At 41.9% G+C, this 26,474-nt stretch carries 36 protein-coding genes; 21 read left to right on the top strand and 15 right to left on the bottom strand.

Annotated elements, in window-relative coordinates; translation table 11 throughout:
* Positions 1–134 precede the first annotated feature (134 nt).
* Positions 135–1,862, top strand: coding sequence for an ABC transporter ATP-binding protein (locus tag V6C27_03235; GenBank protein ID MEG6615445.1), 1,728 nt, complete (start codon positions 135–137; stop codon positions 1,860–1,862).
* Positions 1,859–3,715 carry an ABC transporter ATP-binding protein gene (locus tag V6C27_03230; GenBank protein MEG6615444.1) on the top strand — a complete coding sequence of 619 codons (1,857 nt, stop codon included), beginning with the start codon at positions 1,859–1,861 and terminating at the stop codon, positions 3,713–3,715. The genes V6C27_03235 and V6C27_03230 overlap by 4 nt, the downstream gene beginning before the upstream one ends.
* Positions 3,716–3,723: 8 nt before the next feature.
* Here V6C27_03230 and V6C27_03225 read toward each other — a convergent pair whose 3' ends face one another.
* Positions 3,724–4,989: a diaminopimelate decarboxylase gene (locus tag V6C27_03225; protein ID MEG6615443.1), complete on the bottom strand. Its 1,266-nt coding sequence runs from the start codon at positions 4,987–4,989 to the stop codon at positions 3,724–3,726.
* A 122-nt stretch (positions 4,990–5,111) separates the two neighbouring features.
* Positions 5,112–5,984, bottom strand: coding sequence for a hypothetical protein (locus V6C27_03220; GenBank protein ID MEG6615442.1), 873 nt, complete (start codon positions 5,982–5,984; stop codon positions 5,112–5,114).
* Between the two features lie 261 nt (positions 5,985–6,245).
* Here V6C27_03220 and V6C27_03215 point away from each other — a divergent pair, with 261 nt between their 5' ends.
* Both V6C27_03215 and V6C27_03210 read left to right on the top strand, forming a co-directional pair.
* Positions 6,246–7,010: a glucose 1-dehydrogenase gene (locus tag V6C27_03215; protein MEG6615441.1), complete on the top strand. Its 765-nt coding sequence runs from the start codon at positions 6,246–6,248 to the stop codon at positions 7,008–7,010.
* A gap of 160 nt (positions 7,011–7,170) precedes the next feature.
* On the top strand, positions 7,171–7,368 hold the full coding sequence (locus V6C27_03210) for a cold-shock protein (GenBank protein ID MEG6615440.1): 198 nt from the start codon (positions 7,171–7,173) through the stop codon (positions 7,366–7,368).
* Positions 7,369–7,423: 55 nt separating this feature from the next.
* Here the strand turns inward: V6C27_03210 and V6C27_03205 are convergent, their stop codons facing one another.
* Both V6C27_03205 and V6C27_03200 read right to left on the bottom strand, forming a co-directional pair.
* Positions 7,424–7,741 carry a hypothetical protein gene (locus V6C27_03205; protein ID MEG6615439.1) on the bottom strand — a complete coding sequence of 106 codons (318 nt, stop codon included), beginning with the start codon at positions 7,739–7,741 and terminating at the stop codon, positions 7,424–7,426.
* Between the two features lie 160 nt (positions 7,742–7,901).
* The gene (locus V6C27_03200) at positions 7,902–9,131 is read right to left on the bottom strand and encodes an aminopeptidase (protein ID MEG6615438.1); all 1,230 of its coding nucleotides are present in this window, start codon (positions 9,129–9,131) and stop codon (positions 7,902–7,904) included.
* Positions 9,132–9,220: 89 nt separating this feature from the next.
* On the opposite strand from V6C27_03200, the gene V6C27_03195 reads away from it, so the two are divergent.
* From V6C27_03195 to V6C27_03175, 5 genes are all read left to right on the top strand, one after another.
* Positions 9,221–9,403 (top strand): hypothetical protein, encoded by a 183-nt coding sequence (locus tag V6C27_03195; GenBank protein MEG6615437.1) that lies wholly within the window; start codon positions 9,221–9,223, stop codon positions 9,401–9,403.
* On the top strand, positions 9,339–9,677 hold the full coding sequence (locus V6C27_03190) for an MFS transporter (GenBank protein MEG6615436.1): 339 nt from the start codon (positions 9,339–9,341) through the stop codon (positions 9,675–9,677). The genes V6C27_03195 and V6C27_03190 overlap by 65 nt, the downstream gene beginning before the upstream one ends.
* A 1-nt stretch (position 9,678) precedes the next feature.
* The gene (locus tag V6C27_03185) at positions 9,679–10,536 is read left to right on the top strand and encodes a DegV family protein (GenBank protein MEG6615435.1); all 858 of its coding nucleotides are present in this window, start codon (positions 9,679–9,681) and stop codon (positions 10,534–10,536) included.
* 102 nt (positions 10,537–10,638) lie between these two features.
* Positions 10,639–10,779, top strand: a complete 141-nt coding sequence (locus V6C27_03180) for a hypothetical protein (GenBank protein MEG6615434.1) — start codon at positions 10,639–10,641, stop codon at positions 10,777–10,779.
* 26 nt (positions 10,780–10,805) lie between these two features.
* Positions 10,806–10,967, top strand: a complete 162-nt coding sequence (locus V6C27_03175) for a hypothetical protein (GenBank protein ID MEG6615433.1) — start codon at positions 10,806–10,808, stop codon at positions 10,965–10,967.
* A 67-nt stretch (positions 10,968–11,034) separates the two neighbouring features.
* Here V6C27_03175 and V6C27_03170 read toward each other — a convergent pair whose 3' ends face one another.
* Together V6C27_03170 and V6C27_03165 are read right to left on the bottom strand one after the other, a co-directional pair.
* Positions 11,035–11,760, bottom strand: a complete 726-nt coding sequence (locus tag V6C27_03170; protein MEG6615432.1) for a glutamine amidotransferase — start codon at positions 11,758–11,760, stop codon at positions 11,035–11,037.
* Positions 11,732–13,105, bottom strand: a complete 1,374-nt coding sequence (locus V6C27_03165; GenBank protein ID MEG6615431.1) for a MurT ligase domain-containing protein — start codon at positions 13,103–13,105, stop codon at positions 11,732–11,734. Before V6C27_03165 ends, V6C27_03170 begins: the two co-directional genes overlap by 29 nt.
* Positions 13,106–13,391: 286 nt before the next feature.
* Between V6C27_03165 and V6C27_03160 the strand changes: the two genes are divergently transcribed.
* From V6C27_03160 to V6C27_03125, 8 genes are all read left to right on the top strand, one after another.
* Positions 13,392–13,958: a DsbA family protein gene (locus tag V6C27_03160; protein MEG6615430.1), complete on the top strand. Its 567-nt coding sequence runs from the start codon at positions 13,392–13,394 to the stop codon at positions 13,956–13,958.
* A 91-nt stretch (positions 13,959–14,049) separates the two neighbouring features.
* Positions 14,050–14,325, top strand: coding sequence for a hypothetical protein (locus V6C27_03155; GenBank protein MEG6615429.1), 276 nt, complete (start codon positions 14,050–14,052; stop codon positions 14,323–14,325).
* 81 nt (positions 14,326–14,406) lie between these two features.
* Complete coding sequence (locus V6C27_03150) at positions 14,407–14,865, top strand: CBS domain-containing protein (GenBank protein MEG6615428.1); 459 nt, start codon at positions 14,407–14,409, stop codon at positions 14,863–14,865.
* Positions 14,866–14,987: 122 nt separating this feature from the next.
* Positions 14,988–15,269 carry an autorepressor SdpR family transcription factor gene (locus V6C27_03145; GenBank protein MEG6615427.1) on the top strand — a complete coding sequence of 94 codons (282 nt, stop codon included), beginning with the start codon at positions 14,988–14,990 and terminating at the stop codon, positions 15,267–15,269.
* Complete coding sequence (locus V6C27_03140) at positions 15,262–15,912, top strand: SdpI family protein (GenBank protein MEG6615426.1); 651 nt, start codon at positions 15,262–15,264, stop codon at positions 15,910–15,912. Before V6C27_03145 ends, V6C27_03140 begins: the two co-directional genes overlap by 8 nt.
* A gap of 95 nt (positions 15,913–16,007) precedes the next feature.
* Positions 16,008–16,679 (top strand): ABC transporter ATP-binding protein, encoded by a 672-nt coding sequence (locus V6C27_03135; GenBank protein ID MEG6615425.1) that lies wholly within the window; start codon positions 16,008–16,010, stop codon positions 16,677–16,679.
* A complete protein-coding gene (locus tag V6C27_03130) occupies positions 16,676–17,911 on the top strand; it encodes an ABC transporter permease (protein ID MEG6615424.1) in 1,236 nt (411 codons plus the stop codon). Before V6C27_03135 ends, V6C27_03130 begins: the two co-directional genes overlap by 4 nt.
* A gap of 50 nt (positions 17,912–17,961) precedes the next feature.
* Entirely contained in the window at positions 17,962–18,441 is a 480-nt protein-coding gene (locus V6C27_03125) for a DUF456 domain-containing protein (protein ID MEG6615423.1), read from the top strand.
* Positions 18,442–18,459: 18 nt separating this feature from the next.
* Here the strand turns inward: V6C27_03125 and V6C27_03120 are convergent, their stop codons facing one another.
* Both V6C27_03120 and V6C27_03115 read right to left on the bottom strand, forming a co-directional pair.
* Entirely contained in the window at positions 18,460–18,837 is a 378-nt protein-coding gene (locus tag V6C27_03120) for a CbiX/SirB N-terminal domain-containing protein (protein MEG6615422.1), read from the bottom strand.
* A 12-nt stretch (positions 18,838–18,849) separates the two neighbouring features.
* On the bottom strand, positions 18,850–19,164 hold the full coding sequence (locus V6C27_03115; GenBank protein MEG6615421.1) for a hypothetical protein: 315 nt from the start codon (positions 19,162–19,164) through the stop codon (positions 18,850–18,852).
* Between the two features lie 160 nt (positions 19,165–19,324).
* Between V6C27_03115 and V6C27_03110 the strand changes: the two genes are divergently transcribed.
* Both V6C27_03110 and V6C27_03105 read left to right on the top strand, forming a co-directional pair.
* Entirely contained in the window at positions 19,325–20,413 is a 1,089-nt protein-coding gene (locus V6C27_03110; protein MEG6615420.1) for a YifB family Mg chelatase-like AAA ATPase, read from the top strand.
* A complete protein-coding gene (locus V6C27_03105; GenBank protein MEG6615419.1) occupies positions 20,383–20,859 on the top strand; it encodes a helix-turn-helix transcriptional regulator in 477 nt (158 codons plus the stop codon). The genes V6C27_03110 and V6C27_03105 overlap by 31 nt, the downstream gene beginning before the upstream one ends.
* Positions 20,860–20,891: 32 nt before the next feature.
* Here V6C27_03105 and V6C27_03100 read toward each other — a convergent pair whose 3' ends face one another.
* Positions 20,892–21,425, bottom strand: a complete 534-nt coding sequence (locus V6C27_03100; protein ID MEG6615418.1) for a hypothetical protein — start codon at positions 21,423–21,425, stop codon at positions 20,892–20,894.
* A gap of 233 nt (positions 21,426–21,658) precedes the next feature.
* Between V6C27_03100 and V6C27_03095 the strand changes: the two genes are divergently transcribed.
* Positions 21,659–23,215 (top strand): stalk domain-containing protein, encoded by a 1,557-nt coding sequence (locus V6C27_03095; GenBank protein MEG6615417.1) that lies wholly within the window; start codon positions 21,659–21,661, stop codon positions 23,213–23,215.
* A 35-nt stretch (positions 23,216–23,250) separates the two neighbouring features.
* Here the strand turns inward: V6C27_03095 and V6C27_03090 are convergent, their stop codons facing one another.
* Together V6C27_03090 and V6C27_03085 are read right to left on the bottom strand one after the other, a co-directional pair.
* Positions 23,251–23,457, bottom strand: a complete 207-nt coding sequence (locus V6C27_03090; GenBank protein MEG6615416.1) for a hypothetical protein — start codon at positions 23,455–23,457, stop codon at positions 23,251–23,253.
* Between the two features lie 4 nt (positions 23,458–23,461).
* Positions 23,462–23,734 carry a hypothetical protein gene (locus tag V6C27_03085; GenBank protein ID MEG6615415.1) on the bottom strand — a complete coding sequence of 91 codons (273 nt, stop codon included), beginning with the start codon at positions 23,732–23,734 and terminating at the stop codon, positions 23,462–23,464.
* 138 nt (positions 23,735–23,872) lie between these two features.
* Between V6C27_03085 and V6C27_03080 the strand changes: the two genes are divergently transcribed.
* Complete coding sequence (locus V6C27_03080; GenBank protein MEG6615414.1) at positions 23,873–24,046, top strand: aspartyl-phosphate phosphatase Spo0E family protein; 174 nt, start codon at positions 23,873–23,875, stop codon at positions 24,044–24,046.
* 15 nt (positions 24,047–24,061) lie between these two features.
* Here the strand turns inward: V6C27_03080 and V6C27_03075 are convergent, their stop codons facing one another.
* The 4 genes from V6C27_03075 to V6C27_03060 form a co-directional block, all read right to left on the bottom strand.
* Positions 24,062–24,262, bottom strand: a complete 201-nt coding sequence (locus tag V6C27_03075; protein ID MEG6615413.1) for a hypothetical protein — start codon at positions 24,260–24,262, stop codon at positions 24,062–24,064.
* Positions 24,263–24,798: 536 nt separating this feature from the next.
* Positions 24,799–25,350, bottom strand: coding sequence for a hypothetical protein (locus V6C27_03070; protein MEG6615412.1), 552 nt, complete (start codon positions 25,348–25,350; stop codon positions 24,799–24,801).
* Positions 25,351–25,362: 12 nt separating this feature from the next.
* Positions 25,363–26,040 carry a hypothetical protein gene (locus V6C27_03065; GenBank protein ID MEG6615411.1) on the bottom strand — a complete coding sequence of 226 codons (678 nt, stop codon included), beginning with the start codon at positions 26,038–26,040 and terminating at the stop codon, positions 25,363–25,365.
* Complete coding sequence (locus V6C27_03060) at positions 26,037–26,453, bottom strand: hypothetical protein (protein MEG6615410.1); 417 nt, start codon at positions 26,451–26,453, stop codon at positions 26,037–26,039. The genes V6C27_03065 and V6C27_03060 overlap by 4 nt, the downstream gene beginning before the upstream one ends.
* Positions 26,454–26,474: the final 21 nt, after the last annotated feature.

Below are 26,474 nucleotides of genomic sequence, written 5' to 3'. Positions count from 1 at the left end.
TGTAGCGCGCTTGGCAAACCACTAGAATTTTGTTAATATAGATAATTCAGATATTGGATACAGAAATTTTGATGATAATATTTAATTTGGGGAAAGTTTATTAAGGCAAACAATATCCAGCGGAGAGGAATTTAATGCTAAAATTGCTACGCTATTTAAAACCATATAAATGGGCTGTACTTAGCATTTTAATGCTGACTTTTTTACAGTCAATTTCTCAATTGTATTTGCCGACACTGATGGCTGATATCGTTGACGTCGGCATTGTCAACGGTGACATCAATTACATCACCGATGTTGGTGTTATCATGCTATTGGTGGCTTTGGTGATCACCGCTGCCACCATTTGTGCCAGTTATTTATCTGCTAAAACCGCCCTGGGATTTAGCACCACGTTGCGCCGGGACATTTTTGCCCAGGTGGAAAGTTTTTCGCTCACAGAGTTTGACAAATTCGGCACCGCCTCACTAATCACCAGAACCACCAACGACATCACTCAAATTCAACGGGTAATGATCATGATGCTGCGCATGGCCTTAGGGGCGCCACTAATGATGGTGGGCGGTGTAATTATGGCGGTGTCAACCGATGCCAAACTGTCATTAATTATCATTGCCGGTGTACCAATATTGGTGGCAACCATTTATACCATCACCAAAAAAGCAATGCCACTTTTCAAACTACTGCAGATGAAACTTGATCAATTGAGTTTAGTCATGCGGGAAGGTTTAACGGGCATTAGAGTAATCCGTGCCTTTAATCGAACTGCTTACGAGCAACAACGCTTTCATCAAGCCAACTGGAATTTCACTGTCACTGCGGTTAAGGTCAATAGAATTATGGCCACCATTATGCCAGTAATGACAATTGTCCTTAACTTTACCATCGTGGCGGTAATTTGGTTTGGCAGCATGCGTATTGATAGCGGTCACTTGCAAGTGGGGGATTTAATGGCCTTTATTCAATATATCATGCACATTATGTTTTCATTAATGATGGTTTCAATGATATTTGTGATGATTCCCCGGGCTCAGGCCTCGGCCATTAGGATTAACGAAGTGCTAGAAACCAAGCCGGAAATCCAAGATGCAGCTCTGGTTAAACAGGCTGCCCACAAAAAAGGTTGGGTGGAATTTAAAGACGTCACCTTCAGTTATCCCGGCGCTGAAAAACCCGCCATTAGCAACATCTCCTTTAAAACCGGCCCCGGAGAAACCACCGCCATTATCGGCGGTACCGGTTCAGGAAAATCAACATTAATCAGTCTGATCCCTCGGTTTTACGACGTTGACAGTGGTCAAGTATTGGTAGATGGCATTGATGTGCGGGAAATGGCTCAACAACATTTGCGCTCTAAAATTGGTTATGTACCCCAAAGGGCAATATTGTTCAGCGGTACCATAGCTGATAATCTCAGCTATGGTAAGGAAGGCGCCACCCCAGAAGAGCTGACCCAAGCAGCCAACACTGCCCAAGCAACCGAATTCATTGGCAACCTGCCGGGCGGTTTGCAGGCTGAAATTAGCCAAGGTGGCACCAATCTTTCCGGCGGCCAAAAACAACGGTTGGCCATCGCCCGGGCGCTGGTGAGAAAACCTGAGATTTATGTTTTTGACGATAGCTTCTCGGCTCTGGACTTTAAAACCGATGCCTGCCTAAGAACCGCTCTGAAAAAAGAAACCGCTAACGCCACTGTAATTATCGTTGCCCAAAGGGTTAGTACCGTCATGCACGCAGACCAAATTATTGTATTGGACAAAGGCAAAATTGTAGGTATAGGCAAACACCAACAGCTGTTAAATACTTGTTCAGTATATCAAGAAATTGTATCCTCGCAACTTTCAGAGGAGGATTTAGCATGAGTAACAAGCATCAACCAAGGGTAAAGCACGGCCACGGCGGGCCAAGAATGGCTATGCCGGTGGAAAAAAGCAAGGATTTTAAAGGGACATTTCGCCGACTGGTGAAATATTTAAAGCCTTTCCAAAGACAATTGATATTAGTTTTTTTAGCAACGATACTAAGCTCAATTTTTAATATTTTGAGCCCCAAAGTCCTTGGCTTAGCCATTACTAAAATTTTTGAAGGTATGATGATGAAATTGAACGGTGCCCCCGGTGCTGGCATAGATTTCCATTACATCATGCAAATTCTTGCTATTTTGGCCGGGTTATATTTTACCAGTTCGATTTTTTCCTATGTACAGCAATATATCATCATCGGAGTGACCCAAAAAACAGTTTTTACGCTGCGCAACGAGGTCAATGACAAACTGCCCCGGTTGCCCATTAAATTTTTTGACACCCACAGCCACGGCGAAATTCTTAGTCGCGTTACCAATGATGTGGATAACATCAGTTCCACCTTACAACAAAGCATCACCCAATTTATTTCTGCCATTGTGACGTTGGTGGGGGTAATCATCATGATGCTAACCATCAGTCCCCTGCTAACACTGATTATTATGCTCACACTACCCTTTTATGTGCTGGTGACTAAAGCGCTGGCCAGCAGGTCGCAAAAGCAATTTGCCGATCAACAACAGGCGTTGGGCGAAATAAGCGGTCACGTAGAAGAAATGTTCACCGGCCATCAAATAGTCAAAGCCTTCGGCCTTGAGCAACAGTCCATCGCTGAATTTAACAAGATAAATGAAAAACTTTACCGCTCAGGTTGGAAAGCCCAATTCATCTCCGGCAGTATTATGCCGCTGATGAACCTAATTGGCAACCTCGCCTATGTACTGATCTCGGTGATCGGCGGTATATTTGTCACCCAACAAACGCTGAAAATTGGCGATATTCAAGCCTTTATCCAATATTCGCGGCAGTTTACCCAACCCATCACCCAAACGGCCAATATTGCCAATATTATTCAGTCCACCGTTGCCTCGGCAGAGCGAATTTTTGAACTGTTGGATGAGCCAGAAGAAATTCCAGACAAAAAAGATGCCAAAACAATCCACTCTCCCCAAGGGGCAGTGGAATTTCAAGAGGTAAAGTTTGGTTATCAACCAGGTCAGCCTCTAATGACAAACATGAATATCCAGGTTAAACCAGGACAGGTTATTGCCATTGTGGGACCCACCGGAGCGGGCAAAACCACTCTGATCAATTTGCTGATGCGTTTTTACGAGCTGGATGATGGAAAAATAACCATTGATGGCATAAACATTAGGGACATGAAGCGAGAGCATTTGCGCAGTATGTTTGGCATGGTACTACAAGACACCTGGCTCTTTAACGGCACCATTCGGGATAATATCGCCTATGGTCGCACCGGTGCAACGGAGCAAGATGTGGTTCGGGCCGCCAAGGCAGCCAACGCCGATCACTTTATTAGAACGTTGCCCGACGGTTACAACACCATGCTGAACGAAGAAGCCTCTAACATTTCCCAAGGGCAGAAGCAATTGTTAACCATTGCCCGAGCATTGCTGGCCGACCCTACGATACTGGTTCTAGACGAAGCCACCAGCAGTGTGGATACAAGGACAGAAATCTTTATTCAAAGGGCGATGACTAAATTGATGAAGGGTAGAACCAGCTTTGTCATTGCCCACCGGCTGTCCACCATTCGGCATGCGGATTTAATTCTAGTCATGAATAATGGCACCATTATTGAACAGGGCAATCACCAACAACTGCTGGATAAAGGTGGCTTTTATGCGGAGCTTTATCAAAGCCAATTTACCGGCGCTGGGGCAAACTGTTAATCGGTAGTTTAAAATTTGTTCTTTTTAAAATAATCGGTAAAATCGAGGGTGGCAAAGTAATCCGCCGGCGTCTCCGCCCGCCGGATCAGTTCAGTATCACCATTCTCTTTTAATAAGATTTCTGCCGAGCGCAGTTTGCCGTTATAATTGTAGCCCATGGCAAAGCCGTGGGCTCCGGTGTCGTGAATGACGATTAAATCACCCACTTCAACCCGGGGCAACATCCGGTTTATGGCAAATTTATCGTTATTTTCGCATAATCCTCCGGCCACATCATATTGGTGATCTGCCGGTGCATTTTCTTTACCCATTACAGTAATGTGATGATAGGCACCATACATGGCCGGTCGCATCAGGTTAGCGGCACAGGCATCTAGGCCGATATAATCCTTATGAATATGTTTCTCATGGATGACAGTGGCCACCAGACAGCCGTATGGTCCCAACATATATCTGCCCAGTTCGGTGTAGATTGCCACATCATTCATTCCCTCGGGCACCAATATTTCTTCATAGGCTTGCCTCACACCTTCACCGATAACCATAATATCAGCGGCCTCTTCCTCAGGACGATAGGGAATACCAATGCCACCGGATAAATTGATAAAGGCGATATGGGCACCGGTTTCTTGGTGCAACTCCACTGCGGTTTTAAACAAAATTCTTGCCAGTTCAGGATAGTATTCATTGGTGGTGGTGTTGCTGGCCAAAAATGCATGGATACCAAAATGCTTGACCCCTAACTGCTGCAGTCTTTTATAGGCCTCCGTCATTTGGGGCCGGGTTAAGCCATATTTAGCCTCGCCGGGGTTATCCATAATGGCATTACTAATTTTAAACTGTCCACCGGGATTATAGCGACAACAAACGGTTTCCGGCAATGCTGCGATGTTTTTAAAAAACTCTATATGGGTGATATCATCAAAATTAATGATGGCATTTAATTTGTGGGCGTATTCAAAGTCCTCTGCTGGGGTCATGTTTGAAGAAAACACAATTTCATCCCCGGTAAAACCCACCGCTTGAGATAGCATTAACTCGGTTAATGATGAGCAATCGGCACCACAGCCTTCTTCTTTTAAAATTTTTAGAATGGCTGGGTTGGGGGTGGCTTTAACCGCGAAGTATTCCTTAAAACCTTTATTCCAAGCAAAGGCTTGTTTTAACTTCCGGGCATTTTCTCTAATACCCTTTTCATCATACAAGTGAAACGGAGTGGGATATTTAGCTGTAATTTCTCTCAATTGTTCTAAAGTCACGAAGGGCCTTTTCATACGGTTACTTTCCTTTCTTTTGCTCGGGTTTATTCTTGATTTAACACTATAAAATATTGCTTGGTTAATGTCAATAAAAAACCCTTATTCACTTTACTTGGGACAAGGGTTTCATTTAAACATTATTGTAGGCCTCCGTAGCAGTTATTGTGGGCCGTTAACTCTTTTAAACTGGCTCCATGCTTTAAAAACAACTCTATTACTTCCATTTTATTGGTGAAAGAACTTTCTAACACATAACCAAATAAAGTATCTTTATATTCTCCTCTTTGCATATTGAGATTTGGATCTGCTCCAGCATCTAGTAGTAACTGAGCAACTTTCATATTAACGTTTTCAACGTTTTCAACGTTTAACAACGTCCAACCTAAAAGCGGTATTTTATAGTCTTCCACCTGGAAGTGTTGATTGGGATCGGCTCCATATTTAATTAATAAATTGAGCGTTGCCAATCGCTCTTCAATGTTTTGAGGGTTCATCACCAGTTCATATACACAGAGAGGTATAGTTATATCGTCCTCAACCAGTGTAACATTGGGGTTAGCACCATGTTTTAGCAGCAATTCAATTATTTCTGTTCTGTTAGGGATCGGCTGGGCAACAATTACCGCCGCTAACAAAGGCATAATTCTATTTTGGATGATCACATTAATATTTGGATCAGCTCCATGTTTAAGCAATAAACTGATTATTTCCACACGATCTTTATCTGATTTATTATTTATTGCCAACAACAACAGTTTAATTAATTTTTCCTCTCCGCAACAATTAGGGTCAGCCCCATGTTCCAATAACAACCTAATCATTTCTAATCTATTGGGCGTTTCAATATTTTTAACTAAAACGTATAGTAAAGGCATATTTTTATTATTAAAGTTAACTATTATGTTGGGATTTGCATTGTTTTTCAGCAACAGTTTAACTATATTTAGATTACCTTTATATATTTTTGTAATAAATTCTTCTGCAGTGGTTTCAAAGGAGCAATTTAACATTATTTATACCCCCTTCTCATGTGACTAAATTCACTTTCCATTAGTATATCATCTGAATAGGCAGTTAACAACCTTATCGAAATTATTAAAAGCAGCGAGTTTTTAAACACCGCTGTGAAAGTTTATTTTTTCTTTATTCAGAATATTTATTGAATTATGAACAAGAGTGCTCTATACTGTTTTTGAGCTTTATGCTAATGAGAGTAAAAGCGTACTATTTTTTAACCTAAAGTAAAATTTATTATGTGGGGAGGAATTGCAATGCGTATCTTGGATGGGAAAGTGGCCATTGTAACTGGAGCAGCGATGGGGATGGGGGCTTCCACCGCAGAATTGTTTGCATCTGCTGGGGCTAAAGTGGTTATCGCCGACTTCAATGAAGAACTGGGCAAAAAAGAAACCCAAAGAATTAATGAGGCTGGTGGTACCGCAGCCTTTGTAAAGGTTGATGTTTCTAATTCCAAAGAGGTTGAAGCTATGGTTAATTTTGCTGTAGACACATATGGACGTCTTGACGTGGCAGTGAATAACGCCGCCCGCACACCCGATGATAAGCCCATTGCCGATATGGAGGAAGATGTTTTTGATGCTTTAATTGCTGTGGATTTAAAAGGGGTTGCCCTTTGTATGAAATACGAACTACAACAAATGATGAAACAGGGCGACGGCGGATCCATTATTAATATTTCTTCCGTAAGTGGAATTCGTCCCCAACCGGCCAATCCTGTCTATGTGGCAGCAAAACACGGGGTTATCGGTTTAACAAAATGTGGTGCATTGGACTATTCACCCCACGGCATTCGCATTAACTCTGTGGCCCCCGGAGCGGTTGACACGCCGATGTTGCAAGGGGCATTGAAACAATTTAATTTTGATCCCATAGCATATGCCAAACAATTGAGTATGTTGGGTAGATTTGCCCAGCCAAGCGAGATTGCTCAGGCCAGCTTATGGCTGGCTTCAGATCAGTCCTCATTTTTAACCGGTGCCGTTATTCCCGTTGACGGTGGTTATACCTCAATGTAGTAAAATAAGTTTGCGTTCGGTATAAATTTGTGGTATTATTGCAGTGTTTGAGAAGTTAAGAACGAAAATCATTTTAAGACCGTCTCGTTGTTTTCTATGATTGGTCAAGGATTTTGAGTTTTAAGCTTTTTGACAATTTATAGGAAAGGGAGGTTTTAAAATGACTGGTACAGTAAAATGGTTCAATGCAGAAAAAGGTTATGGCTTTATTGAAACCAGTGAGGGTAACGACGTGTTCGTTCACTTCTCCGCTATTCAATCCGAAGGCTTCAAAACTTTAGAAGAAGGTCAAAATGTAGAGTTCGAAGTTGTTGAAGGCAACCGTGGTCCTCAAGCCGCAAACGTTGTTGCTCGTTAATCTAGCATAATAAAGGGCATCCCCACTGGGGATGCCCTTTTTATATTTGTTAAAACTAATTGGTAGGTTTAAATGATACTGAGATCTTTTTAATTTCCGGCTTGCTCTCTATTACAAATGCATACGTCTTGCCAGCGTCAAAATATAGTGATGCCAGCATTGTTCCGTTTTCACCCTGGGGCACCACCATAATTTCCGATACCGAGTTTGCTCGGTTTGTGTATACCGAAAGCCGGTCACACTTGATAATTCCTTTACTACTGTCTAAATAGTAATGCGCAGTTGAATCAAACCTAACCTCTACGCTATCCCCAGCTTGATATTCAAATTTTTCTTCTGCGTCACCTAGCTTGTAGTTAATAATCCTTACCAAGTAGATCTCCTCCCTCTCCCTTTTATTATCTATATTCGCCAAAAAGAAGGTGATTCCTTGTGAAAATATTAACTTTCCTCAGCTTTTGCATTAAAACTTACCAGCTTCCTTATCTCTTCAGGTTTTTCACTATGCTTTATCTCAAACTGGGTATGTTTGTCTAAAATGCAAAATTTCCGTCTTTAAATACCGGCATCTCTTGACCTGACGCAGCGATACCAGTGATTTTCAGATCCTTTGTACCAATCATAAAGTCCACATGCACCAGCGAATCGTTAACTCCTTGGACTTCTAATTCCTCTTTGCTCATGTTTTCACCATTTTCGATACAGGTGGGATAGGCCTGACCGATGGCCAAATGGCAGGAAGCATTTTCATCAAACAAGGTGTTATAAAATAAAATATTTAACTGTGAAATTGGTGAATCAAAGGGTACCAACGCCACTTCACCCAGATAGTGAGAACCGGTATCGGTAGCAATTAAATTCTTTAACACCTCATAACCCCTTTCGGCGCTGCAACCCACAATCTCGCCATCCTTAAAAGTTAGCGAAAAGTTTTCAACTATATTGCCGTTGTAGTTCAGCGGCATTGAACTAACCACTGTGCCGTTAACACCGGTTTTTAAAGGTAGCGTATAGACTTCCTCCGTTGGTATGTTAGCCACAAACTCCACTTTATCAAGAGTATAGTCCGAACCACCAAACCAAATGTGATCTTCCGGAAGCTCAATTGTCAAATCTGTACCCAGTGAATTTTGGAAATGTAGTATTTTAAACCTTCGACCGTTTAAAAAATCCAATCTTTTCTTTAGTTGGCTTTTATGTTGTTCCCATGCCACAACCGGGTCTGCAGTATCTACCCGGACAGTTTTAAATATAGCCTGCCAGAGTTTTTCCATGGCCTGCTCTGCTGACAGATGGGGAAACACCTTTTGGGCCCAGGCTTTGGTGGGAACTGACACCACGCACCAGGTGTTTTTGTTACTCATCAGTCGATCATTGTATTCTACCAACGCTGCACTGCTAGCTTTTTGGGCTTTGGCCATTCTTAGGGGGTTAACATCCTTCATCAGTTCTGGATCGTTGGCAGCAATTCTTAAAAAGGCTGCCCCAGCCCGGACATAGGATAGGTAAAACTCCTGACGCCACTTAGGAAATTCAGTAAATACCGCTTCGGGTGCCTTTAAATAGCGAAGGTGGGAAAACAACTCATCCTGCCACTGAATCACCACGTCCCTGGCACCGGCCTGGTAGGCAAAGTCAGCCACCAACCTGGTAAAATCAGCACATTCTATGGGTGAGGTAATTACCAACGTTTGATCCTGTTGTATGTTCACGCCGATTTCAACAATTAATTTAGCATATCTTTCTAGCATAGTAGTTTCCATATTAAAATTCCTTTCTAATATTTTTTATATTATCCCATCATCTTTATGATAGTATAAATTAGTGGATTTATTAAGGAGACTGGATGAAGTTGAATGGCAAAAATATATTGCTGAAGGTGTTTACCGCCTCCCACCATGCTGTCAATGGCATTATCATTCCCTTTCTCCCATTAATGTTTAACCATAGGGGTTATAGTTATTGGCAAATTGGCTTATTGTTGGCTATTATATTTAATCCGCTGGCTGTTGCTGGCCTTTATTACAAATATTAATTTCATTATAGTGGTACAAATATTACACGGCATTTGTTTTGCGCTATTTTGGTCCACATTGGTAGAAACAATCCACCAGTATGTACCAAAAAACTTAAAATCCACCGGTCAAGGGGTACGTTATATGTTCTACGGCTTCGGCTCGGTTTTGGGCAGTTTAGGGGCCGGTTTGGTACTGGACGCCACCAATGATCAATTTATGTACCTATGCTGTGTATTATTAACGGTTATCGCTTTAATGGGCTTAAAAAGAATGAACGGAGGTTATAGATGATATGAAAATAAAGATTGTCACCGACAGCACCTCTTACCTCCCCCAACATTTACGGGATGAGTATGATATATCGGTAGTATCGCTGGGAGTAACAATTGATACTGAAACCTATCGGGAAGAGGAGATAGACAATGCAACCTTTTATACCAAGATGGCTCAGGCCAAAGCAATTCCTACCTCTTCTCAACCGCCACCCCAAGAATTTTACAATGTTTTTGAAAAGCTTGTTTTAAATGGACATGCTGTGGTGGGCATTTTTCTGTCCGGCGCCATGAGCGGCACTGTTTCCACTGCTAATCTGGCCAAAAAAATGATACTGGAACGACATCCCCATGCTGTCATTGAAATATTGGATTCCCAGTCCAACTGCATGGAACTGGGTCTGCCGGTGTTGGCAGCGGCTAGAGTTGCCAAAGGGGGCGCTGGTATAGACGAAGTGATTAAACAAGCCAAGTTTGTCATGGCCAGAAGCCGATTTCTATTCCTACCCAACACTTTGGCATATTTACAAAAGGGTGGTCGCATTGGCGGTGCAGCGGCATTATTAGGTTCGCTACTGCAAATACGACCTATTCTAACGGTTATTGATGGTAAAGCAGATGTATTTAAAAAGGTACGCAAAAGAGAACGAGCGTTGCAAGAAATGATCGATACTTTTTTGTCCGACGTTAAACAAAAGGGTCTGGGTGAAGCGGTGATCCATCACATAAATTGCGAAGCCGAAGCCCTTAAGCTCGCCCAACAACTGAAAGAACAAGTTGGTACCCATTTGCCGGTATGCCCCATTGGCCCGGTAATTGGTTTACACGTTGGCCCCGGCACCATCGGCATTGTTTACTATACCCAAGCACAAAATTAATCTAACAAGCACTGCGCCACAAGCGGTTATGCAGTGCTTGTTAGTATATGAAAGAATAATATCTACAAAACAAGAAATACTGGTATAAAGGAGGTGTGCTAATTGGAGCATTCAAAACCTAACCTGCAACAAAACCCCAATTCAATCAAATCAAAAAAACAAGTTTTAAATGATCTTCCCCCTAAAGAAATCGGTAATACCCACTATAGTAAAGGTTCCGTTAAAAGACGGATAAACGAATAAAGGCTCAGGGGAGGTACACTTAATTAATGAAAAGAAAACCCAGTCAACGGGAAAATCCAGACCCCATTAGTTCTTATGATCCACCATCATTTAAAGTAAAAAAACCGACCTTACAAAATTTTGCTCCCAAGCAGGGTACAAACTCACGCTATAGCAACGACACTGTTGATAAGTGGGAAAAAGAATAGTATTTCTTACAAAAAACAAACGCCCTCTATTGAAACCTTTAGAAATAAGGGCGTTTATCTATTTTATTTAATTTCCCATGCGCTTAAGCATTACTGCATTGGCACTGTTTTCTAATTGATCATCCAGCGGTTGCAACTGAGTATCCATACCACGCCTTTTAAGAGCCAATGTGATTAGGTAATCGGTTAATTTACTGTTTTTAGGCAACATCGGGCCGTGCATATAGGAGCAAAAAACGTTTTTGTAACGGACACCCTCAAAGCCGTCTTTACCATTGTTGCCGTAACCGGATATCACTTTGCCCAGCGGCGCCACCCCAGCCCCGAGGTATGTTTGACCGCCGTGGTTTTCAAAGCCGGTGGCTTTAACTTTCTCCCCATCCAACTCCATTTCAATAGCCACATCGCCGATTAACCTTTGCTCACTAGCCACTGTATAGTAATCTAGCAAACCCAGGCCAGGAATTTTAGAACCGTCCGTCATCTGGTAATACTGGCCTAAAAGTTGATAACCACCGCAAATCGCCAGCACCACCAAACCATCCTCAATTGCTTGCCCCAATGGGCCTTTACGAGTAACTAAGTCCGCTGCCATAATGTTTTGTTCTCGGTCAGAGCCACCGCCTAAAAACAAAAAGTCGATGTCGCTAAAATCCAAAGGATCACCGAGGTTGATTTCCACCAAACGCACCGGGATGTTACGCCAACGACAACGTTGCAGAAAGGCAATGACATTACCTCGGTCACCATAAAGGTTTAATAAATCAGGATACAGATGACAAACCGACAGCATGGGTTTCCTCCTTCTCCGCCAGGCGGTTTAATATACTTTGAGCTGGCCACAGCGCTGTATAAGTGCTGAAAAGATAGGCTGTATCAGCTTGGCCACCTAAAGTGGCGGTAATGGCGGATTCTAATTCTCGTACCACCGTTATTTTGTCCACCGGCACCCCGGCATATTTCAACCTCAGGGCCATTTCCTCCGCCCTGGTACCAGCACAGGTAAAGGTCTGCAGATAATCCAACTGCTCTGTCAATATTTCGAAATCCACATCCCATAACCAAGATATGTCCCGACCGTCGGCCGCATTGTCGTTAAGGGCTATAAACACATCTTTACTGCCGGGCAGTGACAATAGCGTTGCCAAGCCTTCATTAAAACCGGTGGGGTTTTTTACCAAGTTTAGCAAAGCCGGTTTATCATGATAACGGAAACGCTCCATTCGCCCAATGGCCGGAGTATACATTTCTAAACCCTTTTGTATTGTGGGCACGCTAATGGCCAATAATTTTCCCACCGCAAATGCAGCCAGCGCATTATACAGATTGTAAAAACCAGCGGTGTGCAGCGTAATTGCCGAGCAACTGCCCTGATGACAAACTTGGGCGGTCAGCCCGCCAAGGGTGATCTCAACATCGGTGGCCTCAACCTCAGGTGTTACCCGGGCAAAGTTACACCGGGGGCAGTTGTAATCACCCAACTGACTATAATGGTAATAGTTATAGTCTAACTCGCCCCCACAAAAGGGACAAAACCGCGCTTCCCTTGTTTGGACCGCTGCCCGACCAACATCCTGTTGCTGGGAGATGCCATAATATATAGCTTTGTGTCCAGTGGTTGGCCCCAGTTGAGCCACCAAAGGATCATCTGCATTTAACACCAATATCACATCATCCAATTGCTTCAGCGCATCGCGCACCAAGCTGACCGTTTTGTCCAACTCGCCATAACGATCCAACTGATCTCTAAAAAAATTATTTACCACCACCATATCCGGTTTTACCTCTTTTACCACTTTGGGAAAAGAAGCCTCGTCCACCTCTAGGGCAGCATAATCATAATCGATTACCCCGCTAAGGGTGGCATTGCGCACAAAACAGGCAGTAACACCAGTAATTAGGTTAGCCCCTTCTTCATTAAACACCACCCGCTGACCGTCCGCCTGCAATACTTTAGCCAGCATGTTGTTAGTGGTTGTTTTGCCGTTAGTGCCAGTAACCATAATGGTACCTTTCTTTACCTGCTTAGACAATTCACTCAGTGTCTTGGCATAAATACGTCTGGCCACCACACCAGGTAAAGAAGAACCACGGCCACCGGTAAATTTACTCAATCTAGAAGATAATTTGCCGCCCATTACGGCAGCATAAAGACACAATCGCAATGCAGTAAAGCCTCCCCCTACCAATATATCTACAGCTTTTCCATTTTTTTCGCTAGCAAACCTTTCAACTTCCTGTATTAGTATAATTCATCTCAAAAGAATAAAAAAGTCCGGATGCAAAAAATGTCATCGTTACAGTATAATAGATATTGTCGCACCCGCACTATACTTATAACCAATTTCAAAACGAAAGGATTGATTACAGATGGCACCGACCAAAGTGCTACTCTTTTCAGATTATGCTTGACCGTTTTGTTATATCGGCAAAGGTATTGTCGAACAACTGCAAAGGGAGTATTCATTGGAGGTAAAGTGGATTGGCTATGAGTTACATCCCGAAACCCCCAAGGAAGGGGCTCTGCTCAAGGAGGCTTTTCCCGACTTAGACATCGACAAAATGATGACAAGTTTAAACAAGGCCGGAGAGCCCTACGGGGTAGCCTTTAAAAAAATGGAGGTTAACTCCAACACCAGATTAGCCTTAGAAGCCAGTGAGTTTGCCCGGGAGTATGGCAAATTTGTAGAATTTCACGACGCAGTGTTTAAAGCTTATTTTGAAGCGGGCCAAGATATTGGCAAATTAGAAACCGTATTGGCCTGCGGTCAACAAGTGGGTTTAGATGTGAACCTGCTAAAACAAGCATTACAGCAAAAAAAATATGCACCAGTGATAGACAACAACCGCGCACTGGGTGCCCAACACAAAGTTGCTGGTTTGCCAACCTTTATTTTTGAAAACGGTAAAAAAATTGTTGGTGCCCAAAATTATGATACCTTTGTGCGGGCAATTAAAGAGTCGCCGACCATTGAAAAATTCCGTATTTAAAATTAACGGTCAATCTGATTGCGCAACAGTCACCCAAAACATAATCATGTTATATAATAGCAAAACATGCTTTATGAAGGGACTGGAAATAATGGAATTGAGCAAAAAGGTTGAACAGACCCTGACCAAGGCTTTGGTGTTGATTGGTAAAAAGGCAGATGAAGTGACAGAACTGGCCAATCTGAAATATAGCTGTTACCAGTTAAAAAAGCAAAGGAATGCGTTGCTTCGTGATTTGGGGTCCTATGTTTACAAAGCCAATTTAATTAATCCCACCACAAACGAAAAAGCAGCCAAATATGTTGAAGAAATTAAGTTCTTGGATGCAGAAATTAAAAAACTAAATCATAAAATAGCTCACCGATAACTTATTTTTTAACCTTAGTATGATAATTTGTGCATTTCTACTCCCAAATGGTATAATATGCTTATAAAGGGGGTATATGGTATGCCGACAGCAAGTGATGTTATGGTCAGTCCGGTAATTGCTGTTACAAACAACAGTACCGTTAGCGATGTAATGGAAAAATTTGTTGCCAACCGCATTAGCGGTTTGCCGGTGGTCAATGACGCTAATGAGCCCATTGGCTTTATTAGCGATGGCGATATTATGAAATATATTGGTTACAACAATACCGTCATTGTTGACTATTTCACCCACCTGATAACTTGGTTTGACAACGAAACCATGGAAAAAAAGGTTCATGACCTACTGAAGCTAAACATCATGGAACTGGCCAATAAACGTGTGATTACAGTGGACGCTGATACTGAATTGGACAACGTCGCCCAAATTCTAGGCAATAAACGCATAAAAAAAGTGCCGGTAGTTAAAAACAAAAAACTGGTTGGCATCATCAGTCGTGGCGACATCATTCGTTACATTTGGAATAAAGTAACCACTTAGTTAAGCCTAAAAAAGCCTTGCGTTTTTACGCAGGGCTTTTTTAGTGCTTGAATCGATGGTAAAGACATAGTATAATATAGATAGTTAGATAATATTCTAAATATCTAAAGGTGGCAAATGCGATGTCAATCAACAAAACTTTTCAGGCTTTATCAGACCCAACCAGGCGAGAAATATTAAAGATGCTGCAAAATGCGGACTTAACAGCGGGCGAAATAGCCCAGCACTTTAATATATCTAAGCCCAGTGTTTCCCATCACTTAAATGTATTAAAAAATGCTGATTTAGTACAGGATGAAAGGCAAGGGCAATTCATTTACTACTCGCTTAACACCACCGTTATGGATGAAGTGATGGCCTGGTTTGCAGGGTTCATGCAGAAGGGGGGCAAAACCAGTGACTAATGGCAAAACAAAAATTAGCTGGATAACCATCATCTTACTACTGACCTTTTGGGGTATCTGTGCATCATTTTACCCTTCAATGCCCGAACAAGTACCAACCCATTGGAATATTAAAGGTGAGATTGACGGCTACTCGCACAAAGCTGTGGCAACGCTAATCATGCCATTGTTACCTTTAGGAATTTATCTCTTAATGATTATCATTCCTAAAATTGATCCCAAAAAAGAAAGCTACCGCAAATTTAGCGCCAGTTATGAAAAAATTTGCCTGGCCACAGTACTGATTATGGTGGGTGTGGTTACCATGTCGCTAATGGCAGGTTTAGGGTATAAGGTTAATATTAGTTTAATCATGCGCATCCTACTGCCCATCTTTTTCATTTATTTAGGCAACTACATGGCTAAAATTAAACACAATTATACTTTGGGTTTTAAAACCCCTTGGACATTGGCCAGTGAAGTGGTTTGGAAAAAAACTCACCGCCTTGGCAGTAAATTAATGGTTGCCGGTGGTTTGGTGGCACTGCTGGGGCTATTGGCTTCCCCCACCGTTGGGTTTGTCATCATGATGGCGGGTATACTGGTCCCTACTATAATCACAACGATATATTCGTATGTAATTTTTGCTCAGCAAAATAAATAACTTTAGTAACCTAGCCCTAGCAAGGGGTTAGGTTTTTTATTTATCAACAGCCAATTACAAGTATAAATCACCGCCAACAATCGAAAAATAATTTTATGACAATAGTGCTTAATTCTTTATACAAAAACTACATAAACGGCGATGAAGTTACTGAGGTGCTGAAGGATGTTTCGCTACAAATACAAGACGGTGATTTTTTGGCCATTATTGGACCATCGGGATCAGGAAAATCTACCCTAATGAATATCATCGGTTGCTTAGACCGCCCTTCCAGCGGCAGTTACAAATTGGACGGCAATGATATTAGCAAATTAGACGACAATGCCCTGGCTGAAATAAGAAACCAGCATATCGGTTTCATCTTTCAATCCTTTAATTTACTGCCCCAATACACCGCACTGGAGAACGTTGAATTGGCAATACAATATAGTAAATCTAACAAAAATGCTCGCCAACAGGCGATCCAGGCACTGGATGCTTTAGGCCTCAGCAATCGCTTAAAACATAAGCCTAACCAGCTATCCGGTGGACAAAAACAACGGGTGGCCATAGCCCGGGCCTTGGTCAACTCCCCTTCATTGTTGCTAGCCGATGAGCCCACCGGTAACCTAGATTCCAAAACCGGTCAGGAAGTATTAGAAATATTTCAGGAGTTAAACAGCCGAGGTAAAACCATTATCATTGTCACCCATGACCTAGATATTGCCCACAGGGCTAAACGGGTAATTAGTATTAAAGATGGTGTGCTGGAGGAGGTCACCAATTGAATTTTAAAGAGAGTATCCGCAGCAGTATTAAATCGCTGTTTCATAATAAGTTGCGCAGCCTGTTAACTATGCTGGGGGTAATTATCGGTATATTTTCCGTCATCACTTTAACCTCCATTGGTGAAGGCCTAAAGCAGGAGGTTGGCTCCCAGGTGGAATCGCTGGGGGCTAACCTGCTTTATGTAGTGCCCGGCAAAATACAGATGGGCCCTCCTAAAAAAGGCGAAAGCCAGCTCAGCGTTCAAGATGGACACTTCAATGATAGTCCCAATGTTTTAACCTATGACGATGTGTTATTGCTAAAGGGACAAGATAACATTGCCACCGCCACTGGTAGCTTGACTAGTATCGATCGATTAGATGATTTAAATATTTTTGTCTCCACCACCGGAGTGGACGAAGATTTCAACAAAATAAATAAGTTAGATTTTGCCCACGGCCGCTTTATTAATGGTGATGAGCGAAAAAACAAAGCTAAAGTGGCGGTTATCGGCCAACAAGCAAACATTGAGCTGTTCAATAACCAAAACTCCATTGGTAAATCCTTTAAAATAAACGGTCAGGATTACCGAGTGATTGGCATTCTAAAATATAAGGAACCTGAAAACCTGGGTCCTCAGGCCGAGAATATCAATACTAAAATTTACTTGCCAATTACCGATGTTTTAGATCGTAAAGCGGATAAAACAGTGGGCCAGATATTAGTGCAAGCCCCCTCTTCCCAGGATGTGGAGGCTGCCGCCACCGTCATTAAAAATACCCTTAGCCAAAACCATCCCGAAGGTAATTTTACGGTGTTAAAACAAAAGGACATTTTAAAAGCCATCAACAATATTTTAGGGGCATTGACTGCTGGTCTCGGGGGCATTGCGGCTATTTCACTGCTGGTTGGGGGCATTGGCATTATGAATATTATGCTGGTTTCGGTCACCGAAAGAACTAAAGAAATCGGTATTCGTAAAGCCATCGGAGCCAAACGACGGGATATTTTAGTCCAATTTTTGATCGAGGCTGTTTTTCTAAGTTTAATTGGCGGCCTGCTGGGGCTATTGGCCGGTATTACCGGTGCTCGACTTTTGCCACAAATACTACCAAATATTAACACCGCAGTGTCGATGCCGGCAGTGATTACCGCCTTGGTGTTCGCATTACTGGTAGGTATTTTCTTTGGTGTCTATCCAGCTCTTAAAGCGGCCAAACTTGATCCCATTGAAGCATTGCGCAGCGAATAGCCCTATGTTAGAATTATTTTTAATATGCGGTTAGATAAGGTGGCTATTTTATGAGTTGGATTGGTATTACACTAGCAGTATTGCTTATGTTGGTTGGTTTAGCCGGCACCATTTTACCGCTACTACCCGGTGGGCCGTTAATAGTGCTGGGTATGGTGGTTTACGGAGCCTTTGAGGGCTTTGCCGCCTTCTCCCCCACCTTTTGGATCGGTCAGGTGCTATTGCTTATGCTGATCTTCGCTGTGGACTACTTGGCGGGGGCCATCGGTGCTCAAAAATATGGCGGTTCTAAGGCCGCGGTTTGGGGCAGTATTGTCGGTGGTGTTGTGGGGTTATTTCTGTTAGGACCCTTTGGTATCCTTTTAGGTCCGTTTTTTGGCGCCATCATTGGGGAATTATTGAGCAATAGGCCACTGGAACAAGCGATTAAAGTAGGTGTTGGTACCTTACTGGGCTTTGCCGGAGGGGCTTTAGTAAAGCTGATTATTGAAATTGGCATGATCGTCTGGTTTTTATTGGTGGTATTTTAGGCGCTGTAATCACAGCGCCTATTTATTGTCAACACCATCAATCAATTCCGCAACTAAATCCGGAAACAGATTGGCTGCAGCAATGTGTCGGGCCAACACAAACTGCACATTTGGATATTGTTGTCTTTGTTGCTCTAATGCCTGGGGAATATCCCGCCAAATATGATTGCCCGAAAACAAGAATAGCGGCACCACAATCACTTTCTGCACACCGCTGTCAATTAATTTTGCCACCCCATCTACCATATTGGGTTGGCCGAACTCCATAAATGCCGCTTGATAAAGGCGATTTAAACCATCCTTGGCCTTTATTTGTTTTGTTATATTTTTGACTTCTTCATTGCCTGCCTCCCGGCGGGAGCCGTGGGCTAATATTAGCACGCCTTCCTTAATCATGTGATTTTTCTCCTAATTTGCACTGTTATGAAGTTTCATTATGTAGGCAGCAGCGGTCATTTTGGCAGTTAATACTTCTGGTGACTGTACCTTTGCCGCCTCTATCTGCTGGGCAAAATTACATTTTCCCTGCGCACAATTAAACAACTCTTCACTGATGGTTTGTACTGCCCTTTCACTTTCAGCAAATCTAATGGCCGAGGAAAGCACATCCTTTAATAAATCCAACTGCAATTTATCGTCCACCTTAGGGATATCTACCATATAACCTCGATAAATCTCTATTAAAGCAGCCAGATATTCCTGAGGTGTTACATTATGGTCCATGTTTAACCCACCTTACTCTGTTTTACTCTTATATTATTACAATTTTATATATCCCGCCAACCATTTTCTGTATTTTTGATCTATTTTCACAAAGGCTGCAGGTAAACCAATATTTTGCTAGAATATACCAAATATCCTCGCTTATGGAAGGAAGGATTCTATGCTTGCCATTGTCCACAGCATTGCGCTCCAGGGGCTTGATGGTGTGGTTATTAAAGTAGAGGTCGATGTATCCCACGGTTTGCCTGGGTTTGACCTAGTGGGGCTGCCCGGCACCTCGGTGCGGGAGGCCAAAGAGCGGGTGCGGGCAGCCATTAAAAATTCTGGCTTTGATTTCCCTGTAAAGAGAATTACTGTCAATTTAGCCCCTGCAGATATACGCAAGGAAGGGCCAATGTACGACCTGCCCATCGCCATAGGTATTTTGGCCGCCTCGGAACAAATAGATGCCACAAAATGCAGTGATTATATTTTTGCGGGCGAACTTTCATTAGATGGAGCCATCCGCAAGATTAATGGAGCACTGCCGTTGGCCTTGGCCGCCCAACAACATCACCACAGCAATTTGGTGGTACCCACTGAAAACGCCGCTGAATCCGCTTTAGTCCAGGGCATTAATGTCTACCCAGCAGGTCACCTAGTGCAACTGATGGCCGCCCTCAAAGGAGAAATGGAACTGGTATCTCACCATGTTGACGTTAGCCAATTGCTGAAAAATAATCATACAACCCATTGTGATTTTGCCGATGTAAAGGGCCAACTTGCCGCTAAACGCGCATTGGAAGTGGCTGCCGCCGGCAGCCACAATATTTTGATGGTGGGTACCCCTGGCTCGGGTAAAACTATGTTGTCCCGCAGACTACCCTCAATATTACCGGATATGACCTTTGACGAAGCGGTGGAGGTAACCAAGGTGCACAGCTTAGCCGGTCAGCTACAACCGCATCAAGCATTGGTAACAGAACGACCCTTTCGGGCTCCTCATCATTCTGCATCATCTGCCAGCTTAGTTGGTGGTGGACGCATTCCTCGCCCCGGCGAAGTGTCACTGGCCCACAATGGCGTTTTATTTCTAGACGAAATACTGGAGTTTCGCAAGGACGTCTTAGAATCACTGCGTCAACCATTGGAGGATGGCATTGTTTCCATCACCAGAGTGCAGTCCTCCCTCACCTATCCCGCTCGAATAATGTTAGTGGCCAGTGCCAATCCCTGTCCGTGCAAGAACCATCCTTGGAGGGTTGCATAATAAAGAAGACACTATTATCTTCTCATTACCTTAAACCATCGGTATATAACTCTAATCCAAATACACCTGGTGCCCGCTTACGCAAAGCTAGGATAGATAAAAACATGACTATTCGTGATTTAGCTACAATTGCACAAATAGCACCCAATAACATTAGCTTATTAGAAACAGATAAAACTAAAGCCAAGCTGCATACGCTTCGGCGATTGTCTTCTGCATTAGATGCGCCGGTATCATATTTGGGTTGCTTTGAATCTTTGCCCGAGGATACATTGGGACAGCGCATATCTAAGGCTAGACATTTTCACGGGCTGACAAAAAGGGAACTGGCAGCCACCATCGGTGTTAATGTTAAAACGTTGCGTGAGTGGGAACAGGATAAGCGACAGCCGTTGCAACGGTATATTGGCCAGCTAAAAACTTATATGGCCATATTAAAAAATTAACCCGGCATTGGCCGGGTTAATGCTTCTAACAGTTAATTTAGTTGATTTCCCAAAGCTGTTTTCAGTTTATCAACTTTACGTTCATAGCCAGTCACCATTTCTGTATCAAAGGTGCTTTTTAGTTCCTGATCTGTTACTGGTTCTTTGTTCTTTAGCGTATCGCTGGGTGCAACTTGGTAGCCCTGTGTGGCAGCAATTAAAAATGTATAAACATTTAGACGTAAACTTTGGCCATAATATAGTCCTTGATCGTAGTCTGGATGCTTTTTGATTTCTTCTGTTAACTCTATTTCATTAAGATAGTATTGGTCCGATTGGCTTCTTAGATCTTGTACCTCTTCAATGTTTTTAGCAAGTTCATTAGCTAATTGTTCTCTCGAGAGTTCACCAGCTTCCCATTTTTCATAACTATTTGTTATATTACTTGCTATAGGTTGCAGTTGCTCTAGCCACACATTTTCTTTAGTAGCAATATCTTTAAGCTCATCGGGATCACTTCCCCCACAACCAACCAGAACTCCTAACGTCAAAAAAGCGAGTATCAAAATTAATATTACCTTACGCATTTCAGCACTCCTTTTAATCTTTTAATAGTATACTAATCAATCAATCTAATCAATTTCAACAAAACTATGTAATGTTTTGTCGAAAACTATTATTAATTATTTATAGGCTTTGGATTCTTTATTACAGTTTCTTAAGCCTTGATAAATAATGACAACATTTGTCGCATTGGAGGAATTTGCTAATTCATAAACAATTATACATATAACTACAAATTTCAAAGGAGGATCTAAGATTGAGAAAACCAATTATCGTAGCATTAGTGATAGCATTGATGCTTTTGGCAACCCCGGTCTTTGCAGATGAAATCATTCCAGGTAACGGGGGAGAAATAATCGTTACAGACCCCGGAAGACCTTTCCCCGGATATGAACAAACAACCCCCATGCCGACAGCCCCAGTAATATCAAGTAATGGCATCAGCATTATAGTTGATAGCCAACCGCTCGATGTTTCCACAGCAAGCGAAAACGGAACAACATTGGTGCCACTAAGAGCAATTTTTCAATCACTCGGAGCTGAAGTAAACTGGGATGGACCAACCCAAACCGTTAATGCTGTAAAAGGCCAGACAACTATTAAATTGCAAATAGGTTCTAAGACAGCCTACAAAAACGGTCAAGCTGTAGCACTGCAAGTACCGGGCAAGGTTGTAAATGGAAACACTATGGTGCCACTTAGGTTTGTCAGTGAATCATTAGGTGCTAATGTAGTATGGGATGGAGCTAGTCAAACCATTACAATCACTTCAACTGGTACTGCACCAATAACTTCACCAACTACACCAGCAACTGAAATAACAAAAGTACACTTCATTGATGTAGGGCAGGCAGATAGTATTTACATTGAAATGCCCAATAATCAGGACGTACTGATTGATGGTGGCAATCGTGCCGATAGTTTTTTAGTAGTTGACTATTTAAAGAAACAGGGAGTAGACGATATTGAGTTATTAGTCGCCACCCACCCGCATGAGGACCACATTGGCGGCTTGCCTGCAGTTTTAGATGCTTTTAAGGTTGAACAAATCATAGACAGTGGACACTTTACCGATAGCAAAATTAGTACCGAATATCGCGCTAAAGCACAGGCAGAAGGTGCTGAATGTATAGCTGATAGTCACCAGTCATTCGCTTTTGGTAATGTAGCTCTGCAGGTTCTGACCGGTTCAGAGACATGGAAAGACGTGAATGACTACTCTGTGGTTTGTAGACTGGACACCGGCAACATTGAATTTATGTTCACCGGCGATGCAGAAGAACCAGTTGAAAAAATACTAAAAGGAGAACTAGAGGCAGAGGTGCTTAAAGTAGGCCATCATGGTAGCGATTCTTCAACATCTGATGCCTTTTTGAATAAAGTCGCCCCGAAAACTGCCATCATCAGTGTTGGCGCCGGTAACTCTTACGGCCACCCAACAGTAGAAACATTGCAAAAGTTAAATAATGCTAACATTAAAATATATCGTACAGACCTAAACGGTCATATTGTTGTGATTACGGATGGCAAAACATATTCAGTAGCTACTCAATATAATCGCACAGCACCGGTAGTTCAACCTGCCCCAGTACAAACAAAACCAGTACCAATTGTTACACCTAAACCAGAGCCAACGCCACAAGTACCAGCTGTCACTACTGGCCAGTTTGTTGGCAGTGCTGAATCAGATAAATACCATGAACCAGGCTGTCGCTATGCTGAAAAGATAACTGCAGAAAATAAAGTTTGGTTTAAAGATGCTGCAGATGCACAAGCCCAAGGCTACGCACCTTGTGGCGTTTGCAAACCTTAATAGATATAAACCCTGTCTAATTGGCAGGGTTTTCTTTATGCGTATTTACTAACCACTCTTAACGTTCTTGGCTGCCCCTGTTCCCATTCAACTATCCCCGCTTTACGCAACTTAGCTAGTCTAGCATGGATAGTGCTGCTGGACCTTAATCCAACGAGCTTGCCAATCTCTCTAATACTTGGCGGGTATCCCTTTCCACTTAATTCTATAATTGCATTAATTATTTGTTCATCGGTAACCATGGTATCATTTATCCTCCTTAAGATCATTCCACAACTTAAGTAAAGGGCCGGCACTGATGCCATGATGATTTAACGCTTTAATAACATAGTCAACATCATCGAAATTATAGGCCAGCCGAAATCCTAACCAAGCGCGTTCCATTTTCCACTCTCTTGGAGAGTAGTCAGTGTTATATTTCTCCAACGCGTGTATTAAACCGCCCGGTATATCTTTACCTATGTCTGTAGATAAGAGCACGTATAAATATTTTTTACCACCATCTACCAAGACATTCATTTAATTCACCCTATTACATTATAGCAAACATTTGTTCTGTATGAAATATATTAATTTTACTTAACAAAGACTGGTTTCGACATTTTTCCTGACATACATATGTTAAAATTGAAACTGTTGTGTTGAAAGGGGATAACAATGCAAAATTTTGCTCAATTACTGATAAAAATTGAAGAATCGCGGAGGAAAATGCACAGGTTAGCTGAGGAGAAAGGTTTTGGCCATGAAGATGTAGTGCAGGTTAGCCAGCAACTGGATGCGTTACTTAATGAGTACTATAAAAGGAAAAACCCTACCATGTGGCAGGGCTAATTTTGAGGATGATGTTTAACGTTTCCTTTCCTGATCATACATATTCTGCACCATGTCCATCTGCCATAGTTGCAGATACTGTAACTCTTTCAGCTTTCGTTTCAGCCGGCGCTCTTCGACTGGATCGGCAGCCGCCTTCCAGCGCTCCTTTACATCAACTATTTCTGCTTTGACTTTTTCTATAGCTGCATATAATTCCTCGCGGGTTGGCGGCATTGGTGGTCACCTCTCTAATAAACATTACTTCTATTAAATAAGCTTCGTTAATACTTACGCTGGCACCAATGATCTGCAGCCACCTGGGGAGACGGCACCAGCGATAGAATAACACAAACCAGATTGTTTGGAGTATGAATAACGTGTACATTGTTTTTGCTCCTGATTGCTTTTGGAGTGTGGTTCAACGTTAAGTGTCGATAGTCCTGCAGAAAACAGAAAAACGATGCTATTAGAGGATTGCCCATATCCCCTTGCACCGCTTTTCTTGGAGTTATCTGCTTTTGAACTGGTATAAACTATTTATTAACGAGCAATAATACAATTATAAGTTAAATATGGAGGCTTAAATATGTATATTAGTCCAGAGGCTTTAGCTCTGATTTGGGTTTTGGTATACCTATTACTGACCAAATAAGGAGCATCGCTGGGTTCCTAGTGACCCAGCAAGCCTGTGGACTAAATTACTAATATAATTATAGACCAATTTTAAATGGTCGCTTTGGAAAAATAATAACTCACACAAAGGTGAGTTATTATTTAAGGGCTTCTTTCAGATCTGTTTTACTTATGAAGTCTTCATTTGGCAGACCGATTCTAGAAAAATAATTACCAAATTGCTGGGAAAGCAGTTCTCTATGAGGTGTATTTAATTTTAACCTTCTGCCATACTGTTCGCTGTATTTTCTGATAAAATCAAAAGGGATGGTATGCAGATCAGAAAAATCTACGATTTGAAAATTCATGTTTAACCTATCATCTTCACTTTCATGTTTTCCAATTAAAGCATAATTTGGCCTTCTTCCAGCATGTACACTGCACACAAAATCATACCTCGACCCAACAACTTCCATGGTTTTAATATCCTCAATTTCTGCAACAACTACCTCGCTAACTCCATCCTGAAGATCACAAGCTTGAGTTAATACAACTAAATTAATCCGCTCCATTTCAATTTCAATGGATGTTGAATCATCTATTTTTTCTAAGTCAACAGAATTAACGTCCACGCTAAAGAAAGGAACGTTAAGAAAAATATCTCCTTGACTAATTGGTTCGTGAGAATCTACTTCCTGATACCACTGCACGCTGAAGCCCCCTTAACCATAAATCTTTTTAACTGGCTCTGCGCGACGCACTGTAGCTGTAATTTTTTTCTTAATTGATTGTTTTATGATCAATCGCTCAACGCCAAAATCTACAAACGTGTCCTTAATTTTCATTGGTTCATGATTTTTAACACGGACTGATGCTTTACATTTTTTAACGGGATGTTTTACATTATCTTTTTTATTATTTTTCATAAACATCCCCTCCATCCATGTACTCATATCACCCAGCGTAATACTATTAATTAATTGGTTCTTTATATTATAGCCGATTTCTGGTTTAATGAATACATTTTCATCAAATGCAGCGGAGTTTTTTATGTTGCTTATTTTTACATATTCTGAAACATTTACGTCTGCCATTTCTCTTGCTGTATAAAAATTTTTATCTTTAAAAACATCGTTCTCACCAACAACTTTTTGTACCTTATGACCATACCCAATTTCAGTTTTTATAGAGTGATTACTTTCTCCTGATACACCTAAGTTCCTAATGTTAGCATCTGCTCCATGAGGTAAAATAATTAAAGAACCAGCAACAACAGAGGCTATAACTGTTTTTTGAATAAATAAAGTTGCCTTTCTTAATGTGCCTGTGTCTTTTGCGCAGATCTCATGACTTACTGATGTAGATGGACCATTTGGATAGTTAAATTCTAATTGAATCATACTTGTTCCTTCCCCTTAACATATATAGGGAATCTGCCCAACGAATCTCCATTAACAATAACTTCAGTCGAATATGTTCCCTCGGATTTAAAAGGAACGTTCCTAAGATTCATATTTACCATAGCCCCACGTACCTCAATAGGCAATTCGGAATCATCATCTGATTTTGGCATTGTGAAGTCTGTATTAATTAATATCTCGCTGTCATCTGGATTCCGGAAAAGTAATTGTATTTTGTTTTCTTGAGTTGTATCCATTCCTGAAATGCCAAATGTTATCGCAAAGGAAAACAAACTTGGAATAAATAAGGGTCTAAAAACCAATTGAGGGTTAACCACATTCATCCGTTGCCCTTGAGGCGTGGGTTCTGAAAGGCTATCTTCCGAATATATAAACGTTGCTATTCGAGGCATTTATATAACATCCCCTTTTAA

It is taken from the genome of Peptococcaceae bacterium 1198_IL3148, assembly GCA_036763105.1.
Classification (GTDB): domain Bacteria; phylum Bacillota; class Desulfotomaculia; order Desulfotomaculales; family Desulfohalotomaculaceae; genus JBAIYS01.
This window is presented reverse-complemented; position numbering and strand designations above follow the sequence as displayed.

Bases quoted from the DNA above. Each gene is read 5' to 3' on its own strand.
- V6C27_03155 (MEG6615429.1), top strand. From the start codon at position 14,050: ATGGAATTGAGCAAAAAGGTTGAACAGACCCTGACCAAGGCTTTGGTG.
- V6C27_03225 (MEG6615443.1), bottom strand. From the start codon at position 4,989: ATGAAAAGGCCCTTCGTGACTTTAGAACAATTGAGAGAAATTACAGCT.
- V6C27_03065 (MEG6615411.1), bottom strand. From the start codon at position 26,040: ATGATTCAATTAGAATTTAACTATCCAAATGGTCCATCTACATCAGTA.
- V6C27_03085 (MEG6615415.1), bottom strand. From the start codon at position 23,734: ATGAATGTCTTGGTAGATGGTGGTAAAAAATATTTATACGTGCTCTTA.
- V6C27_03175 (MEG6615433.1), top strand. From the start codon at position 10,806: ATGAAAAGAAAACCCAGTCAACGGGAAAATCCAGACCCCATTAGTTCT.
- V6C27_03060 (MEG6615410.1), bottom strand. From the start codon at position 26,453: ATGCCTCGAATAGCAACGTTTATATATTCGGAAGATAGCCTTTCAGAA.
- V6C27_03150 (MEG6615428.1), top strand. From the start codon at position 14,407: ATGCCGACAGCAAGTGATGTTATGGTCAGTCCGGTAATTGCTGTTACA.
- V6C27_03165 (MEG6615431.1), bottom strand. From the start codon at position 13,105: ATGGGCGGCAAATTATCTTCTAGATTGAGTAAATTTACCGGTGGCCGT.
- V6C27_03125 (MEG6615423.1), top strand. From the start codon at position 17,962: ATGAGTTGGATTGGTATTACACTAGCAGTATTGCTTATGTTGGTTGGT.
- V6C27_03080 (MEG6615414.1), top strand. From the start codon at position 23,873: ATGCAAAATTTTGCTCAATTACTGATAAAAATTGAAGAATCGCGGAGG.
- V6C27_03220 (MEG6615442.1), bottom strand. From the start codon at position 5,984: ATGTTAAATTGCTCCTTTGAAACCACTGCAGAAGAATTTATTACAAAA.
- V6C27_03115 (MEG6615421.1), bottom strand. From the start codon at position 19,164: ATGGACCATAATGTAACACCTCAGGAATATCTGGCTGCTTTAATAGAG.
- V6C27_03170 (MEG6615432.1), bottom strand. From the start codon at position 11,760: ATGCTGTCGGTTTGTCATCTGTATCCTGATTTATTAAACCTTTATGGT.
- V6C27_03100 (MEG6615418.1), bottom strand. From the start codon at position 21,425: ATGCGTAAGGTAATATTAATTTTGATACTCGCTTTTTTGACGTTAGGA.
- V6C27_03215 (MEG6615441.1), top strand. From the start codon at position 6,246: ATGCGTATCTTGGATGGGAAAGTGGCCATTGTAACTGGAGCAGCGATG.
- V6C27_03235 (MEG6615445.1), top strand. From the start codon at position 135: ATGCTAAAATTGCTACGCTATTTAAAACCATATAAATGGGCTGTACTT.
- V6C27_03110 (MEG6615420.1), top strand. From the start codon at position 19,325: ATGCTTGCCATTGTCCACAGCATTGCGCTCCAGGGGCTTGATGGTGTG.
- V6C27_03145 (MEG6615427.1), top strand. From the start codon at position 14,988: ATGTCAATCAACAAAACTTTTCAGGCTTTATCAGACCCAACCAGGCGA.
- V6C27_03135 (MEG6615425.1), top strand. From the start codon at position 16,008: ATGACAATAGTGCTTAATTCTTTATACAAAAACTACATAAACGGCGAT.
- V6C27_03210 (MEG6615440.1), top strand. From the start codon at position 7,171: ATGACTGGTACAGTAAAATGGTTCAATGCAGAAAAAGGTTATGGCTTT.
- V6C27_03075 (MEG6615413.1), bottom strand. From the start codon at position 24,262: ATGCCGCCAACCCGCGAGGAATTATATGCAGCTATAGAAAAAGTCAAA.
- V6C27_03200 (MEG6615438.1), bottom strand. From the start codon at position 9,131: ATGGAAACTACTATGCTAGAAAGATATGCTAAATTAATTGTTGAAATC.
- V6C27_03230 (MEG6615444.1), top strand. From the start codon at position 1,859: ATGAGTAACAAGCATCAACCAAGGGTAAAGCACGGCCACGGCGGGCCA.
- V6C27_03185 (MEG6615435.1), top strand. From the start codon at position 9,679: ATGAAAATAAAGATTGTCACCGACAGCACCTCTTACCTCCCCCAACAT.
- V6C27_03120 (MEG6615422.1), bottom strand. From the start codon at position 18,837: ATGATTAAGGAAGGCGTGCTAATATTAGCCCACGGCTCCCGCCGGGAG.
- V6C27_03090 (MEG6615416.1), bottom strand. From the start codon at position 23,457: ATGGTTACCGATGAACAAATAATTAATGCAATTATAGAATTAAGTGGA.